13 protein-coding genes are annotated in these 18038 nt (G+C 39.2%); 4 read left to right on the top strand and 9 right to left on the bottom strand.

The features are described 5' to 3' along the window. Positions 1–49: 49 nt before the first annotated feature. From leuA to FTV11_RS01900, 5 genes are all read right to left on the bottom strand, one after another. Positions 50–1747 (bottom strand): 2-isopropylmalate synthase, encoded by a 1698-nt coding sequence (leuA, locus tag FTV11_RS01920; RefSeq protein ID WP_111884051.1) that lies wholly within the window; start codon positions 1745–1747, stop codon positions 50–52. Positions 1748–2010: 263 nt separating this feature from the next. Then, a complete protein-coding gene (locus tag FTV11_RS01915; RefSeq protein ID WP_180007180.1) occupies positions 2011–3111 on the bottom strand; it encodes an alpha-hydroxy acid oxidase in 1101 nt (366 codons plus the stop codon). Next, positions 3108–3791, bottom strand: a complete 684-nt coding sequence (locus tag FTV11_RS01910; protein ID WP_180007181.1) for a Fe2+-dependent dioxygenase — start codon at positions 3789–3791, stop codon at positions 3108–3110. The genes FTV11_RS01915 and FTV11_RS01910 overlap by 4 nt, the downstream gene beginning before the upstream one ends. 97 nt (positions 3792–3888) lie before the next feature. Then, positions 3889–6177 (bottom strand): catecholate siderophore receptor Fiu, encoded by a 2289-nt coding sequence (locus FTV11_RS01905; protein ID WP_180073291.1) that lies wholly within the window; start codon positions 6175–6177, stop codon positions 3889–3891. 299 nt (positions 6178–6476) lie between these two features. Further along, a complete protein-coding gene (locus tag FTV11_RS01900) occupies positions 6477–8687 on the bottom strand; it encodes a TonB-dependent receptor domain-containing protein (RefSeq protein ID WP_180073290.1) in 2211 nt (736 codons plus the stop codon). A gap of 271 nt (positions 8688–8958) precedes the next feature. On the opposite strand from FTV11_RS01900, the gene tig reads away from it, so the two are divergent. The 4 genes from tig to FTV11_RS01880 all read left to right on the top strand — a co-directional run bounded on the left by tig (position 8959) and on the right by FTV11_RS01880 (position 13307). Then, positions 8959–10290, top strand: a complete 1332-nt coding sequence (gene tig / locus FTV11_RS01895; RefSeq protein WP_180073289.1) for a trigger factor — start codon at positions 8959–8961, stop codon at positions 10288–10290. 194 nt (positions 10291–10484) lie between these two features. Then, complete coding sequence (gene clpP, locus FTV11_RS01890) at positions 10485–11090, top strand: ATP-dependent Clp endopeptidase proteolytic subunit ClpP (RefSeq protein ID WP_078192707.1); 606 nt, start codon at positions 10485–10487, stop codon at positions 11088–11090. Between the two features lie 29 nt (positions 11091–11119). Beyond that, positions 11120–12430 carry an ATP-dependent protease ATP-binding subunit ClpX gene (clpX, locus tag FTV11_RS01885; RefSeq protein ID WP_180073288.1) on the top strand — a complete coding sequence of 437 codons (1311 nt, stop codon included), beginning with the start codon at positions 11120–11122 and terminating at the stop codon, positions 12428–12430. A gap of 163 nt (positions 12431–12593) precedes the next feature. Next, complete coding sequence (locus FTV11_RS01880; RefSeq protein ID WP_180073287.1) at positions 12594–13307, top strand: DUF2846 domain-containing protein; 714 nt, start codon at positions 12594–12596, stop codon at positions 13305–13307. Between the two features lie 129 nt (positions 13308–13436). Here the strand turns inward: FTV11_RS01880 and FTV11_RS01875 are convergent, their stop codons facing one another. The 4 genes from FTV11_RS01875 to FTV11_RS01860 form a co-directional block, all read right to left on the bottom strand. Next, positions 13437–14963 carry a fumarate hydratase gene (locus FTV11_RS01875; protein WP_180073286.1) on the bottom strand — a complete coding sequence of 509 codons (1527 nt, stop codon included), beginning with the start codon at positions 14961–14963 and terminating at the stop codon, positions 13437–13439. A 657-nt stretch (positions 14964–15620) separates the two neighbouring features. Further along, a complete protein-coding gene (locus FTV11_RS01870; protein ID WP_180073285.1) occupies positions 15621–16526 on the bottom strand; it encodes a hypothetical protein in 906 nt (301 codons plus the stop codon). Then, a complete protein-coding gene (locus FTV11_RS01865) occupies positions 16510–17667 on the bottom strand; it encodes a DUF2515 family protein (protein WP_180073309.1) in 1158 nt (385 codons plus the stop codon). Before FTV11_RS01865 ends, FTV11_RS01870 begins: the two co-directional genes overlap by 17 nt. Continuing rightward, positions 17664–18017 (bottom strand): DUF2345 domain-containing protein, encoded by a 354-nt coding sequence (locus tag FTV11_RS01860; RefSeq protein WP_168378404.1) that lies wholly within the window; start codon positions 18015–18017, stop codon positions 17664–17666. The genes FTV11_RS01865 and FTV11_RS01860 overlap by 4 nt, the downstream gene beginning before the upstream one ends. Positions 18018–18038 lie beyond the last annotated feature (21 nt).

The following is an 18038-nucleotide window of genomic DNA, read 5'->3' as shown; positions in this document are numbered from 1 at the left end:
GTATCCTTCTAAAGTCATTTTATTGCTATTTGATATTTATAGCATTGAATTAGACTGCAGCAGCAATCACTTGTTCAGTACTCAAAACACCTTGTTCAATTAAACGGTTAGTGCTGGCAATAATCGCCTCGATAGATGCGGTCACGATGTTGTCATGCACACCTGCGCCGAATGCAGACTTACCTGTACCTTTCACTTGAAGCTCAATTAAAGCCAAGGCTTTAGCATGTGCGCCTGAACTGATGCTACGTTCTTCATAGTTCAAGACATCAATCGGTAACTGCAAGGCATTTAAGATAGCAGAGATTGGGCCGTTGCCTTCACCACGTAATTGCTGGATCTCACCGTTCACTTCGACATCAAGCTCAATGACTTGTTTGCCATTTTCATCATGTAAGCGGTAGTTTTTCGCCGCATAATGCGTGTCTTTGGCAGCCACATACGTGTCTTTAAATAAAGACCAGATTGCTTGCGCAGAAATCTCAGTACCGTCTTCATCTGTTTTTTGCTGTACGATTTGCGAGAACTCAATTTGAATACGACGAGGCAACACCACGTTGTAATTTGATTCTAACAAGTACGCAATACCGCCTTTACCAGACTGTGAGTTGACACGAATCACGGCATCATAGTCGCGGCCCAAATCTTTCGGGTCGATTGGCAAATAAGGCATATCCCACATTTCTTCGTTCTTTTGGAACTCGAAACCTTTTTTAATGGCATCTTGGTGTGAGCCAGAGAACGCGGTGAAGACCAAATCACCAGCATACGGATGACGAGGGTGTACCGGCAAGCCTGTGCATTCTTCAATGATTGAAATGATTTCGTTAATGTTTGAGAAATCTAAGTTTGGCGCAACACCTTGGGTATACATGTTCAATGCAATCGCTGCAACGTCCACGTTACCTGTACGTTCACCGTTACCAAACACACAGCCTTCGACGCGGTCAGCACCAGCCATAATGGCCAACTCAGAAGCGGCAATACCACAGCCACGGTCGTTATGACAGTGCACAGAAATAATCACACCGTCACGGCGTTGAATGTTACGGTGCATCCATTCCACTTGGTCTGCATAGACGTTCGGACCTGAAACTTCAACCGTTGCAGGCAAGTTTAAAATCACTTTGTTCTCTGGAGATGCTTCCCAAATTTCAGTGACCGCATCACAGACATCTTTAGCAACTTCTAATTCTGTTGCAGTAAAACACTCTGGACTGTATTGGAATACAAATTCAGTTTCAGGCTGTTTTGCAGCGTATTCTTTGACTTTCGTTGCGGCATTAATCGCTAATTGTTTTGCACCAGCAACATCAACATTCAACACTTTATTGCGGAAAGTTGGAGAATTTGAGTTGTAGATATGCACGATTGCGCGTTTTGCGCCCTGCAATGATTCAAATGTGCGTTGAATCAGATGATCACGCGCTTGAACCAAAACTTCGATGTACACATCATCAGGAATATGGCCGCCTTCGATCAACAAACGAGTGAAATCGAAGTCGATTTGTGATGCAGAAGGGAAGCCGATTTCAATGTGTTTGAAACCAATTTTCACAAGCATTTGGAACATTTTGAACTTTTGTTCAATGTTCATTGGCTCGAAGATCGCTTGGTTACCGTCACGAAGGTCGGTACTCATCCAGATCGGCGCTTTATTGATTTCGTTATTTGGCCATTGACGGTCTGGTAAGTCTACACGTTGGTACATGCGACGGTATTTTTTGCTTGGATCTGCCAACATCATGTGAAAACTCCTTATAGCACCGTGGATAAATGTCGTGGATAAACGGCAAGGTACTACTTATATAGATTGTGTCTATTCTAGCAATTTACAAGTTTAATTTCGGAGTCTTTAGTCGAAAGTCGAAATAAATCTGTAAAGATTCACATGACTTAGCTTTACCGTAAGCTCGTAAATGTATAACTAAATATTAGTCCATATATTCCGGAAATAATTTCCTATTTTTGCGTCAAGATGCCATTACTGGAAAATATTTTTCTATAAAATTAGCTTTTTTGAAAAATATAATCTTTATTAATCTCATCGACGGTGGCTGTTCCCATCAATGCCATCGTAATCTCAAATTCTTCTTTCAGTATTTTGAGTACATGTGCAACGCCTAAAGCACCCGCTGTAGCTAAACCATAAATGCAGGGACGGCCGACTAATACGGCAGATGCACCCAAGGCTATCGCTTTAAATACATCTGAACCACGACGAATACCACCATCATATAAAACTGGGAAATCCAGAGGCACAACTTTTTTAATCAGTTCTAAGGCGGTGAGAGGGGAAATGCAACCGTCCAGTACGCGCCCACCATGATTCGACACAATAATGCCTTGTACACCGTGTTGCAGGGCAAGTTCAGCATCATGTGGACTGACAATGCCCTTTAAAATAATCGGTAATGAGGTGTTTTGACTGAGCCAAAGGATATCCGCCCATGTCGGCGCGATTTTCATCAGACCTTGAAATAATGGGTGTTCATTTTGCTTGCTTTGAGGTTGTTGAATAAAATGATGAGGCTGAGGTTCATACTTAGGAAGTTCAAAAAACGCATGTCTCTCTCGGTCACGAATTCCTGAATGTGGAGAATCAACGGTCACCACAATCGCTTTAAAACCATGTGCTTCTGCCATTTTGACCAGTGATAATGACTTTTCGCGCTCACCTTGCCAATACAATTGGAACCATTTGAATGGATTGCCCTGCTTTAACTCACGCATATCTGTATTGGTAAACGTACTGAGGATCATATTGCTGCCAAGGACTTCGGCGGCGAGGGCTGTTGCAGCTTCAGCATCAGGATGAAATTGTTGTTGATGTCCGATCGGGGCAACAAAAATAGGGTGCGGAAAGCGCTGTCCTAATATCTCAATTTGGGTATGACCTTGGGTCAGATCTCTGAGCATACGTGGTAGAAGTTGTATCTGTTCAAACTGAGACAAATTGCCACGTACACTGTGTTCATCCATAGAACCACCTTGTAGGTATTGCCACACCATGTGTGACAGGTGCAGTTCAGCCTGTTTTTCGTAATCGGCAATGGTTTGTAAATGAGCAGGAATCTGAGTCAGTGGTTGCAATGGAGAATGTTGACTCATAGAACTGCCCATTGACGTAAAAGATTATGGTAGTGATTCGTCAGTTGTAATATTTCTTTGCTATCGCCTAAATTTTGTCGTAATTGCATAATGGTCTGATCTAAATTAAAAAGCATGCTTCTTTGCCAATCATCTTTGACCATGCTTTGTACCCAAGTACAAGCTGCTATACGGGAGCCTGAAGTCACAGGTTCAACACGATGTAGACTGGTCGCTGGATAAATAATTGCATCGCCAGCATCTAACTTAACTTCATGTTCACCATAAGTATCCTCAATGATCAGTTCACCACCTTCATATTCATCGGGTTCTGATAAAAAAATGGTCATTGAGACATCTGTACGCACAGTTATATTTTTTTCATGATAGTAATGGATTGCATTATCGACATGATTACCGTAGTGACCGGTATCTTGGTAGCAATTGAAAAGCGGAGGCAAGATTTCTTTAGGTAATGCAAAAGATTGAATGAGCAGACTTTCTTTAATTTGCGGTAATACTTGCTGACTTAACTGCTGATAGAGCTGACTGTTTGAATTGATTTGTAAATTTTTTTTGATGTTTTGAGCTTGTGCTCCGGCCGAACTTTTTCCTGAAACCCACTGATTATCTTGGTTCATCGCTTGTCTGATGCTTTGAACGTGTTGCTTTGAAAGGACATGAGGGACATGAAGAAGCATAATTTAACCTTAATCTAATTTTAATCAAATCTACATAAGATAAGCATAAATAAAAAAGCCTTAATACAAGATTAAGGCTTTTTTTAGAATATTTAATTTAGAACTTAAAATTAAATGTTAAGCGATAGTTACGTTCAGCACCTGCGATGTAACGTAATCCACCACGGTTGATGCTGTTAATGTAGTCTTCATCAAATAAATTGTTGATGTTGAATTGAATCCCTACATTTGGTGTTGCTTGGTAACTAACCATTGAGTCAAATACCCAGTAGTCAGGGATGACAGCAGGACCGACCTGATTGCCATCTTTGTTTTTAGTCATTTCACCATTGTAACGCGCGCCGCTACCAATGCTCCATTTATCCATATTGTAGGTCGTCCACAATGTGAATGCATCAGAAGGCGTAAATGGCATATTACTTGAACCATCTGCTGAAACTTGCTGGTTACTCGCAGCTTGGGTTACATTTTTAATGTCTGTTTTTTGATGTGTATAACCAGCAATAACTTGCCAATTGTCATTTAAGTTACCAATCACGCCAAGTTCAACACCTTTAACTGATTTTTCACCAGTTTGGTAGTATTCTTCACCATCTTTTTCCAACTCATTTGTGAGTTCAGTTTGGAAAAGTGCACCTGTTAAGAGTAAACGGTTGTCAAAAAATTCCCATTTAGCACCAACTTCAATGGTTTCAATTTCTTGAGGATCAAGATCTAAGTTGTTATTGCTGCTCGCTGAACCAGATGGGGCAAATGCATTGGCATTACCAATACCGTCACCACCTGTAATAGTACCCGGTGCTTGTTGTTGGATGGCGTAGTTAGCATACAAGCTACCGTTTTCAGTTGGTTTATATAGTGCCCCAACTTTCCAGTTGAATAGGTTGCCGTCATCTTTAAAGCTTTGTGCAACATAATTTGCCGGTTGACCTGAAGCAGCCGTATTCACAAATGTATCGGCATCAAGTTTATAACGATCTAGACGAACGCCACCATTCACAGAAAATTGTGGTGAAATTTCAATAGTATCGAAGGCAAAAATAGAGTAGGTATCCATTTGAGCTTCAGAATCACCATTACCATTGGTATTTCTGACTAAAGCGGTATGTACAGTGCCTTGTGGGTTATACAATGAACTTGTACCGGTAACCGTAGCAGTCCAACCACGTGTTTTCATTTCTTCACGTGTAAATTCAACCCCTGTACTGACATCATGTTTTAAGCGACCTGTATTGAAACTTGTAACCAAGCTAGTTTGGTTAGTTATAATTTCATTTTCAGTATCACTATTATTTGCATTGCCTGAAACGCGCATCGCAGTAGGATCATTCAGGTCAGTTGACGTTGTAGTGAAGGCATTACCTGAGAATGTCGTTAAATATTGATGCTCTGTTTTGCCCCAACGAGAAGTATTTTTGATTTTCGTATTTTCTGATAAATCATACTCTAAACGAGCAGTTGCCATGTCCGCAGTGACATCATCAAAATCTTCAGGTGCACCATAATAATTTGAAGTATCAACTTTATGGCTATTTAGATATGGCGCAAGACTTTTAATACTTGCATTCGTACTTTTATTTGCATCAAACCCTGGTAAACCTACAGTTGGGATACCACCATCCAAGACATTGTCTTGTTCAATATGTAGATAGTCTAAGAAAAAGCGAAGATCTGTGCCTAAACCAAAGCCTGCTGAAAGTGCAGCAGCCCATTTTTCATTTTCAACACCGTCACGACCAATACCGTCTGAGTTTTCACCCATGGCATTAAAACGGATGGCCGTTGTATCGTTTATTGCTTTATTAATATCCGCAGTTGCTCGGTAATATTCATCTGAGCCGAAACCAAGAGTTGCATTGTTAGCGTCTTGAAGTTTTGCTTCTTTTGTTGATAAATTAATTGAACCTGAGGCAGCTGTACGACCATTATCTGTACCAACAGGGCCTTTAAATACTTCAATTTGTTCGTAATTAAACATGTCTCGAGTAACGTTACCCAAGTCACGTACTCCATCGATGAAGATACTATTTGCTGTATCAAATCCACGCATGGTAACAGCATCACCAGTATTCATTCGTCCGTTTTCACCTAGGGAGAATGTGCCGACACCAGGAACGTTTCGAAGTGCTTCTGTTAGGGTCGTTGCATTTTGTTCTTTTAATACTTTCTCAGGGATAATGGCCATAGTCTGAGTCGTATTTAGTTGAGATTGCGTAAACTTATCTGAAGACGCTTTTTCTACTTTATAATTCTCTTTATTTACAGTTTGATTAATCGTCTCGAGTTGGACAGCTTTTTCTTCAGCCATTACATTGCCTGCAATGATTGAAAGTGATGAAGCAATTGCTGAAGAAACAATTTTCTTACGTGTTTTAATGAAGGCCATTTCGAACCCGATTTGGAATAGTGAATTTGTATGCGAATAATAATGATTCTTATTTTTTCTTACATCTTTATGTAATTGTAAATGGCGATAAATAATCGTATCGTGATAGCCCTATTTAATGTAATGATATAACAAGTATTAATTAAGGCTATGTTTTATTTGAATATTGATAAAATGTATTGTTTTTTTATGTTTAATTGAGATTATAAATATAGACATGATTGTGAATTAAATAAGAAGTAATCGTAATTGTTAGTGCAAAAAAACCTGCCGAAGCAGGTTTTTTATTATGCGGTTATTTAGAATTTAAAGGTTGTACTTAATTGTAAACGGCGGCCTTCCTGAGTATTGCTATAATGGTTGTAATAGCTATCCGCGACTTTCTCGTAATCGTTAAAGTTTTTATCAAAGACATTGTACAGAGCAACCCCAATATCCCAATTTGGGGTGACATTAAAGTTTGAACCCACATGTAATAGCGCATATTCTTTGTAGTTACCTAAAGCGTCATACACTTGTTGATTAGCTGTCGTGAGATTGTCATAAGTTGATGTGAAGCGTGCACGTTCACTTCGATACTCACCACGCGCCCATAAATTCACAAAGTCAGCAGCTTGCCATTTAAGTGAAGCATTGACCATATGTTCTGGTGTGTCATTAAGTACAGGATTACCTAAACTACTATCTTTAATTTCAGTTTCAGTCCAAGTGTAGTTCAGACCAAATTTCCAATTGTCGGCAAATGCCCAGTTTAAACCGGCTTCAATACCATAAACTTCAGCTTCTTCGGCATTCACAGGACGAGTCACATTCCATGAATCTGGTGTGCCACGGTTATAATCCATCACCCACGGCGTTCCCACCGACGCCATGAATGCTTCACAGTCCGCTTTAGACCAATTAATACCCGAAGTTGTTGTGTTATCAGTATTACAGCTAATTTCTTTATTGCCCGTCATAATTTTATCTTCAATTTGGCTAAAGAAAGCTGTTACGTTGAAGTCAAAATTATTATTGGTAGAAAAGTATGTACCAAACTCAAAGTTCTTGCTGGTTTCAGGTTTTAGATTTGGGTTGCCAAAAGTTGGTGTACGACCCTGACCACTGACATTGACCACACCATCAGTTAAACGTTCTAAACGTGGGGCTTTATAACCTTCACTATATCCGCCTTTGAAGGTCCAGTTTTCATTTGCATTCCATACCAAATATGCACGTGGTGTCCAAAAGTCACCAAACGTATCGTGGTCGTCATAACGAAGACCAAGTGTTAATGCAAGATTGTCGTTCAGCGACCAAGTATCTTCGGCGAATAGACCCAATTGCTCAAAAGAAACTTCTTTTTTTACACGCAAACCATCACTGATACTGGCTTCCCACCATTGACCGCCTAGAGTAATACGGTGGTCTTCAAAATGTTGAGTGGTAAATTTAGTATCAAAAATCGTATCTTCACTTTCTAACACACGAGGAGTGATGGCTGTTGACATTCCTTGTGCACGTGCAGGAATTAAACGTCCAACCGTTTCTGTTTGAGTATTGATAATACTTGACTCAAGTTTGCCAATAGCATTATTCCAAGTATGTGCGAGGATCATTTTCTCACGGTTATATTCTTGAGCATCACCATAACCACCGTTTGCGCCAAGCGTCCCTAATTGACCTTTGCTATTGTCATACCATTGTTCAGTTTTTTCATATTCAACTGAAATATCATGGTCGCTGTGCGGTGTCAGGGTTAAGCGAGCACCGATAGTTTCTAGATCTGATTTAGTTGGGCTATTTCCGCCACTAAGTTCAGCACCAGTATCATCGTCATCACTACGTATTAAATCTGATTGATCACGTTCCGCTTTACGTGCACGGATTTGTAAGCCCAATAAATCTTGAATGATTGGCCCTGTTAAAAATGCATCGACAGCGCGTTGGTTACCAAAGTCTGAGTGATTTGGCAGTACTGTCCCTTCTAGCGTGACCGAACCAGTCCATTCAGGTGAAACTTTTTTGGTAATGATATTGACCACACCACCAATTGCATCAGAACCATATAAAGTAGAAGCTGGTCCGCGGATGACTTCGATGCGTTGGATAGCCGAAACGGGCGGAATAAAACTATTATTCGACTCACCAAATCCATTAGGGGCAATGTCACCTGTACTATTTTGTCGGCGGCCATCAATTAAAACCAAGGTATATTCGGCGTCCATACCACGAATACGAATATTTAATCCGCCGGTTTTCCCTGCTGTAGGGCTAATATCGACACCTTCTACATCACTTAGGGCATCTGCTACTGATGTAATACATTTATTTTTTAAGTCTTCAGCCGTAATCACGGTAATTGAAGCAGGAGCATTCTTGATCTTTTGTTCAAAGCCCGCTGCAGAAACAACAATGGTTTCCATCTGTTGAGCTTGAGATTCAGTCGTTTCAGCATGTGCGAAACTCGTAGTAGTTACAATTGCCCCAAATAAAGCAGCGGAAAGAGGGTTGAGATTAAATTTACTCATAAAAGAATACCAAATATGTACAAGATAAATATATGAAAATAAATTAAAAAAATATCATTAAGAATAATAGTGAGAAAGTTTCTCATTTTCAATGGTGAATTAAAAAATAATCAATATTTCTTCGAAAAAAGCTGAAAAATTCTAAAAATAAGAGGGCATCCATGCCTGAATTTATAGTGTTATAATCCATTTTTGTATATCTTTAATTGTTGTCATATAATGTGGCACTTTTTTTTAAAACTGTTTTAACTAACAAATTATCGAGGAAGCCATGCAAGTAACTTCTGAAGCGGTTTCGGGCGTTGCCCGTCGTTTAAATGTATCTGTACCGACGAGCCGTATTAACGAGCAGTTTGAAGCTCGCTTGAAACGCACTGCCAAAACTGTGAAGATCAACGGCTTCCGTCCAGGTAAAGTACCTGTAAACGTTGTTCGTCGTGAATACGGTGCTGGTATCTATCAAGAAGTTGTAAACGACATCATTCGTGACACAGTATTCGAAGCGATCCAACAAGAAAAAATCAATGCTGTTGGTATGCCAAACATTGAAAAAACTGAAATGAAAGATGATGCTTTAGTTTATGAAGCAACTGTAGAAGTTTATCCAGAAGTTGAAGTTAAGTTCGAAGGTCTAGAAGTTGAACGTAAAACAACTTCAGTTGACGACAAAGACGTTGAGAAGATGATTGAAAATCTTCAAAAACAACGCGCTTCATGGGTTGAAACTAAAGGCATGGCTAAAAAAGACATGCAAGTAACTTTCGACTTTGAAGGTACTGTTGATGGCGAGAAGTTTGAAGGCGGCGCTGCTGAAGACTTTAAACTCGTTCTTGGTTCTGGTCGTATGATCCCTGGCTTCGAAGACGGCATCGTTGGTATGAAGAAAGGCGAAGAGAAAGTTATCGATGTAACTTTCCCTGAAGACTACCAAGCTGAAAACCTTGCTGGTAAAGCTGCTCAATTCAAAATCACTGTTAAGCTTGTTGAAAAACAAAAACTTCCAGAAGTTGATGCTGAATTCTTAAAAATCTTCGGTCTAACTGAAGAAGAAGGCGTTGAAAAGCTGAAAGCTGACGTGCGTAAAAACATGGAACGTGAAGTGAAAAACGGTCTTCGTAACCAAGTGAAAGGTGCAACTTTTGATGCGCTTGTAGCTGCAAACGAAGTAGAACTTCCAGAAGCAATGGTTGCTCAAGAAATTGACCGTCAACGTCAACAAATGATCCAACAATTCACTCAACAGTTTGGTGCTCAAGGCGCTAAAGCGTTTGATTCAAGCATGCTTCCAGATGACCTATTCAAAGAGCAAGCTGAAAAATCAGTTAAACTTGGCGTATTAGTCAGCAAAGTATTGGCTGAAGCTAAACTTGAAGTTGATGCTGAACGTGTTGATGCTTACATCGAAGACATGGCTTCTTCTTACGAAGATCCTAAAGAAGTGATTGAATACTTCAACAACGATAAACAGCAACGCGCTCAAATCGAAGCTGTTATTCTAGAAGACCAAGTTGTAGATCACATCTTAGCTTCTGCTAAAGTAACTGATACAACTGTGAGCTATGAAGACTTATTGAAAGAGCAACAAGCTCGTCAACAAGGCTAATTTCTAGCTTTCAAAAAAAGGCGCATTAAGCGCCTTTTTTTATCGAAATTTGCCCCCAAATAAGTTGTCCTGATTTCACAATGCTTATGAAAAAAATATCTGTTATTTAATTGGGAATCTTTTGCAATTTCGACAAATATCCCTCATATTGTGAATTATGGGTTGAGTCAGAAAAATTTAGGAATAAATAACGTATGTATGTTCCAACAATTGAAAACGCACTAGTGCCAATGGTGGTAGAACAGTCATCTCGTGGCGAGCGTTCTTTTGATATTTATTCACGCCTTTTGCGTGAACGTGTGATTTTTTTAACCGGTGAAGTTGAAGACAACATGGCAAATTTGATTGTTGCCCAAATGTTGTTCTTAGAAGCAGAAAACCCAGATAAAGATATTCATTTATATATCAACTCACCAGGCGGTTCGGTTACTGCAGGTATGGCGATTTACGATACCATGCAATTTATTAAACCTGATGTTGTGACTTACTGCATGGGGCAAGCAGCATCGATGGGTGCATTCCTGCTTAATGCCGGTGCTAAAGGCAAACGTTACTGTCTTGAAAATGCCCGTGTCATGATTCACCAACCACTCGGTGGTTTCCGTGGTCAGGCATCTGACATTGAAATTCATGCACGTGAAATTCTATTCATCAAAGAACGTTTAAATCGTTTAATGGCAGAGCATAGTGGTCAAGACTACGAAACTGTTGCTCGAGATACTGACCGTGACAACTTTATGACAGCGCAAGCTGCGAAAGAATACGGTCTTGTGGACGAAGTTTTATCTAAACGCCCATAAGTTTTAAAGAATTAATTATTGGAGTGAATATGTCCGAACATCCTCAAGGACAAAAGCATTGTTCATTTTGCGGTAAAACGCAGTCTGAAGTCGGGAAACTGATTGCAGGTGAGGACACGTACATCTGTAATGAGTGTGTGGACGTATGTCTTGACCTAGTTCAGACCAGTCAGCAAGTTGAATCAAATGACTGGGCAACTCGTCCTTTACCAAAACCGCATGAAATCCGTGCTGCGCTTGACCAATATGTGATTGGTCAAGATGTTGCGAAAAAGACCCTCTCTGTTGCGGTATACAACCACTATAAACGCCTAAAAGTTGGCAACAGTGGTAAAAAACCAGAAGACGGTGTAGAGATTTCGAAAAGTAACATCATGTTGGTTGGACCAACAGGCTCAGGTAAAACACTGCTTGCTCAGACACTTGCGCGTCTTTTAGATGTGCCATTTGCGATGGCAGATGCAACGACTTTAACTGAAGCTGGTTATGTGGGTGAAGACGTTGAGAACATTGTTCAAAAACTCCTTCAAAAAGCCGATTACGATGTAGAAAAAGCGCAAAAAGGCATTATCTATATCGATGAAATCGACAAAATTACCCGTAAGTCTGAAAACCCATCAATCACTCGTGATGTATCGGGTGAAGGTGTTCAGCAAGCGTTATTGAAAATGATCGAAGGTACGGTTGCGTCGATTCCGCCTCAAGGTGGTCGTAAGCATCCGCAGCAAGAATTTATTCAAATTGATACTTCAAACATCCTGTTTATCTGTGGTGGCGCATTCTCTGGTCTAGAGAAAATCGTACAGCAGCGTCAGGAAAAAGGTGGTATTGGCTTTACAGCTGAAGTGCGTAAGAAAGATGAAACTAAAAAACTATCTGACTTATTCCGCCAAGTTGAAGCGACAGATTTGGTTAAATTCGGTCTGATTCCTGAATTTATTGGTCGTTTACCTGTCATTGCTACCTTGGAAGAACTCGACGAAGAAGCATTGATGCAGATTCTGACTGAACCAAAAAATGCATTGACACGTCAGTACCAATATTTATTTGAAATGGAAAATGTTGACCTCGTATTTGAAGACTCAGCATTGCGTGCCGTGGCTAAAAAAGCCCTTGACCGTAATACGGGTGCACGTGGTCTACGTTCGATTTTAGAAAATTCATTGCTTGAAACGATGTATGACCTACCAAGTCGTTCAGATGTGGGTACGGTTGTCGTCAATGAAGCGGTGATTAATGGTGAAGCGGAACCTGAATTTAAATCAGAACGTCAACCAAAGAAAACTGAAGAAGCTGCACCGAAGTCAGATTTAAAAGTTGTGAACTCTAAATCTGCTTAAGCGCTATTCGTCTGAAACGTGTGTAAATCCAAGATTTGCACACGTTTTTTATTTCCAAAAATAAAAGCAGAATGTTAATCTCAGCAGGATGGCGTGGATGCCTGAATGTAAAAAACTGAAAACAAAAGTGTAAAAATAAAAAAAGACGCAGTGAGGGATAATCATGCGTGGAGTTGCAATTCTACTTTTAAGCAGTGTAGCGCTGCTGGGTTGTCATGGAAAATCAGCCGTTGAGCAAACGTCATTGGCTTCGACATTAAAGCCTGTGGATCCTGAAAGTACACCGGGTCATATTGAGCAATATCGATTGGGTATGTTTACCATTGGTGGTTGGGTCAATCAGAAACAAGGCCGACATTTTCAAGAAGTGAAAGCTCAGCATGATCAAGCAGCGATTGTGTATTTATATCGTCCAGACAGTAAATGGAATCGTCAAGAAATTGTGGCCAGCAGCTTATTTCTGAACAGTGAGCGTATTCCAAGTTTATTGAATAATCATTATTACTGGGTGGAGTTACCTGCGGGGAATTACCGCTTATCATCGAGTCGCCCTTTGGGGGTGAATCATTTTCAAAAACCTAAATATTTAGACTTTGATGTTGAAGCAGGTCAAACTTACTTCATTAAATATGATGAAGAGAATTTATCCAGTAAAAGAACGGTTTCAGGGCCATTGCTGCTCATGCCTGAAAAAATTGGTCGAAATGAAATCGCATTTACAGAGTTGAAATCCAACAGTTTTAACTTTGTGGCAGAAGATCAAAACACTGGAAAAGTGCGGAAAATTGCGCAGAAGTTGAAAGCACCTCATTATGATCCTGCGGAAGATGTGCAGTTGACCAAGCCTTTTAAACTGTGGAATCCATTAACTTGGTAATGTAATTAGCTCGTGTTTTTGAGTGTGTGAAAGCATTAAATAGCGAATGTCATTCGACAGACAGTCTAAATATTGACAATAAAAAAGCACCCGATGGGGTGCTTTTTTTTGATCTTGAACGTGGCGAAATTAGTTCGCAGCAGCATCAACTACTGGGATTTTACCAATTTTTGCTTGCCAGATTTTTGGTGCAGTTGCGTGAACAGAAGTACCATTTACGTCAACAGCTACAGATACCGGCATGTCTTTTACAACAAATTTGTAGATCGCTTCCATACCTAAGTCAGCAAATGCTACAACTTCAGCTTCACGAATCGCTTTCGATACTAAGTAAGCAGCACCACCAACAGCCATGAGGTAAGTTGCTTTGTTGTCTTTGATTGCTTCAACAGCAGCAGGACCACGATCCGCTTTACCAATCATACCGAACATGCCAGTTGCTTCAAGCACTTGACGTGTGAACTTATCCATACGTGTTGCAGTTGTTGGGCCAGCTGGACCAACAACTTCGTCACCGACTGGATCAACAGGGCCAACGTAGTAAATAAATTTACCTTTTAGGTCAACTGGAAGTTCTTCACCTTTGTTTAACATGTCAACCATACGTTTGTGCGCAGCGTCACGACCTGTATAGATTGTACCGTTAAGAAGTAGTGTGTCACCCAGTTGCCAAGAGTTCATTTCTTCTTGAGTGATGTTATCTAAGTCAACACGTTTAGACGTTGATGAATCCCAAGTTACCGCAGGGTAGTCTTCAAGGCTAGGCGCTTGAATATGTGCTACACCTGAACCGTCTAATTGGAAATGTGCATGACGAGTTGCAGCACAGTTAGGAATCATACCTACTGGTTTACCCGCAGCATGACATGGGTAGTCTTTGATTTTGATATCAAGAACAGTCGTTAAACCGCCAAGACCTTGAGCACCAATACCTAAAGCATTTACTTTTTCGAAGATTTCGATACGAAGTTCTTCGATTTGGTTTTGTGGGCCACGACGAAGTAATTCGTCCATGTTGATTTCTTCCATCAATGCTTCTTTTGCAAGCATCATGGCTTTTTCAGCAGTACCACCAATACCGATACCGAGCATACCAGGAGGACACCAACCTGCACCCATTGTTGGAACAGTTTTAAGTACCCAATCTACGATAGAGTCAGAAGGGTTAAGCATTGCAAGTTTAGATTTGTTTTCTGAACCGCCACCCTTAGCAGCAACAGTAATATCAACTTTATTACCCGGAACGAGTTTGTAGTGAATTACAGCAGGGGTGTTGTCTTTGGTATTTTTACGACCAAAAGCAGGATCAGCTAATACTGATGCACGAAGAATGTTTGAGTTTTCAAGATAACCTTGACGTACACCTTCGTTAATTGCATCGTCTAGGCTCATGGTTAAATCAAATTTAACGTCTAAGCCCACTTCAAGAAATACGTTCACAATACCCGTATCTTGACAGATAGGACGATGGCCTTCTGCACACATACGAGAGTTAATTAAAATTTGTGCAATCGCGTCTTTTGCGGCTTTGTTTTCTTCACGGTCATACGCACGGCTCATCGCTTGGATGAAGTCCTGTGGGTGATAGTAAGAAATGAACTGAAGCGCATCTTTTACCGATGTGATCAAGTCATCTTGCTTGATAATAATTGTCATACAAATATCTCTTGAGCGGGCTGATAGCTAGCGGGCTAAATTATAAGACAAAAACACAGTTGTGTGGGTATTTCGCTTAATCTTTGGCCGAAAGTTTAATAGGCTTAAACAGTGCCATGTTTCGCTGTCATAAATGGCCTGAAAATGACGTTTTAACTGTCATATTTCATGAAATATTTGTCACAAAACTAGAGGGGGAGATATGTTTTTATTTTTAAATTGTTGAAAATAAATGATATTTGTTATTTTTAAATATTTCGTATTTGTCATATAACTGTCATAAAACTTTTACATAATGACGTCATCAAAGTTAGAGTGTGAAATATATGGTTACTCCAGTGTTGTCAGTTATTGGTTTTTCTCTGTTTATCGCAGCAACTTGGTTCTACGGTCAACAAGAAGATCAAGCCTAAAGCTTTATCTTCTTTTTTTGCTTTAAATTTTATAAAAATAATATTCTTCTTCAAATCTTCAAATCTTCAAATCTTCAAATCTTCAAATCTTCAAATCTTCAAATCTTCAAATCTTCAAATCTTCAAATCTTCAAATCTTCAAATCTTCAAATCTTCAAATCTTCAAATCTTCAAATCTTTAGTTTCAATGATCAATTTTGTGTAAAAGTGCTTTAAAATTGAGTCTAAACGCGACAACATTTGATTATTTAACATATTGCCAAACATCAGGATCTTCATAATTTTCATCGATATGGTAGCCTTGTACTATAACTTCTTTTTCATCAATTTCTCTTGATTTTTTATTTCTTATCAGCTCATTTGTAAATGCTTGTTCTAACTCTTTTGACGTCATTTTGTAAGTATCAATATTATTCTCTGAATCATCCATTGAATTTCTTTCATCATAACGAATCGTATTGAAAGCATAACGAACTATATATTGTTCTTTACCATCTTCATTTTTTTGAGTTTGTTTTATACTTAGATTTAAAAGGATACCATTGGCATATAACCGATAGCCTATCGAGTTTCCTGTAACGTTATTAATTATTTTTTTCCATTCTTCATCAGTAAATATATAAGCCGGGTCAATGACATCACCTGATTGCATTAGGTATCGAATATTATCTTCCTTTGCTATTCGTGCAGAAAAACGATAGAAATAATTTTTCCATCTTGCCTCATTCAGTCGCTTCATTAAAGCAACATAAGCCTCATAGGCTTGTTCAGGACGTACAAACTCTTCTTTGTTTAAGCCAGCATCAATATCTATACCTTCAATACCTTCTTCTTTATGAAAAGATGTTCCTAAAACATTAAAAACGTGATCAATCAGTAGGCTATTTGCACCATTTTCAATCTTAATTTGACCAAGGTTCGGTGCTGAGAAGCGAAGAGATGTAAAACTCGCTACAGGATGGTTATCAACCTCCCCTTGATTATATTGAGCAAAATCTTTAAAACCTTGTGGACCAAAATGTATTAAATAAGGTTGCTGATTCATTGCATTGTTCTCTGTATTTTTTGTATTAGGTTGACAACCTAAAAGGAGGAAGCCGAATATGACGACGAAGAAAAAATTGAAATAGGACCTAAATTTTTCCATCATTACTGTCCTTACCAACTTTAAAATCAGCTTTACTATTGCCCCATCCTGCAATGATTGCGAGTTCTTTTTCTAAGAATGATCGCCCTATATCACTAAGCATTAACCGATGATATTTTTTTGCTGCTTCCGTAATCCACTCCATACGGCTGTCATAATTGGCGACTTTAGTGTTTGCTAATGGTTCGCTGTATACTGTTTCTGGTACCTTATCGAGTACACCTGCGTGTCGCCCCTGATATTCTCTTTCCATGCTTTTGATATTATAAGAACTCGGCAGAATACTTTTCGATTTTCTAACAGATTTAACACTTTCAACGAAGTAATCGCTCGACAGGACTAAGGTACTATCAGGTAAGCGAGTAAAGCTTTGCACCGTTGCTTGAGCTTGTACCTTCCAGTCTTTCCATACTAATTCTTGTAAAATATTTCTTTGCTCTTGTACTGCAACCACCATGAGGTGATCGAAAAGATTTTTACTAGACAACTTAAATCTATTTTGTCTTGATACATTCTTTTTTATAAATACTTTTTCAATTTTAGGTAGATATTCAAAAGCACTTTTAATTTCTGGAGTGCTTTTTAAGTGTTTAATTATGGGTAAACAACTTGACCAAGGAACGTTTATAACTTCTTCCTTAATATGAGTGAATTTGGAAACATCACGTTGAATTCGGCATTGATTGAAAGAGGTTGAAGACATGCTCCAAGCATAATGCCAAGGTGCAATATCCATAAATAACCATAAGTTACCTTTTGCAAAAGTATGTACAGGATCACGAATTACCCCTAGTGGAATCCATTTATACCCCCATGTAGTTAAACCATGTTTAAAAATGGCAGCTACGGTTTTTGAAGCAAATGCACCTAAGCCCATCCAATAGTAACGGCCAACCAAATCCTTGTTTCCATGTTTTTCTTTTTCTAGATAAATATTGGCATAAACTGAAGCAATACGTCTCGCCCTAGCTTCATATCCAGGCTCTAATTTATGTAAATTTTTTCTTTTATCTTTTAAATTAGATAGGCGTATCAGAGCTTCTTGTTGTTGTATTTCCCAAAAAGTTAAGCAATCACACTGTGCGGTTTTACAGCTGTTTTCTGTTGTATTTGTATTACCTTCCCAATCTAAACTTCCCACTATTCATCCCCATCATTCGGTTCAGCTTCTAACTTCATCCAATTCAAATCCAGCTTTAAGCTTTCTTCTTGTAAGGAGTTCACTCGTTTAGAGCGCCCTTTATTATCAGCTATAGCTGTCAACTCATCAGACCCGTTTGAGATTTTATAATCAGCATTTTTCAAGGGCTCACCAGAGGGTAATAACATCTGAAATTTTTCGTTATAAGCTTCGTAAGCTGGTAACCCTTTAAGATTTACACCTACTTCAGCCCCACTTTTAAAGATGTGTTGCCCTGCTTTAGCCTCAAATTTTGCAGGTGTAATCAATGTAATCCCATTCTTATTTAGTATGATTTGAGAACCACCAGCCATATATTACCTGTTTTTATTAAA

Source organism: Acinetobacter sp. YH12231 (assembly GCF_013417755.1).
In the GTDB taxonomy this organism is placed as follows: domain Bacteria; phylum Pseudomonadota; class Gammaproteobacteria; order Pseudomonadales; family Moraxellaceae; genus Acinetobacter; species Acinetobacter amyesii.
The sequence above is the reverse complement of the archived record's forward strand: the minus strand, read 5'-3'. Positions and strand labels throughout refer to the sequence as shown.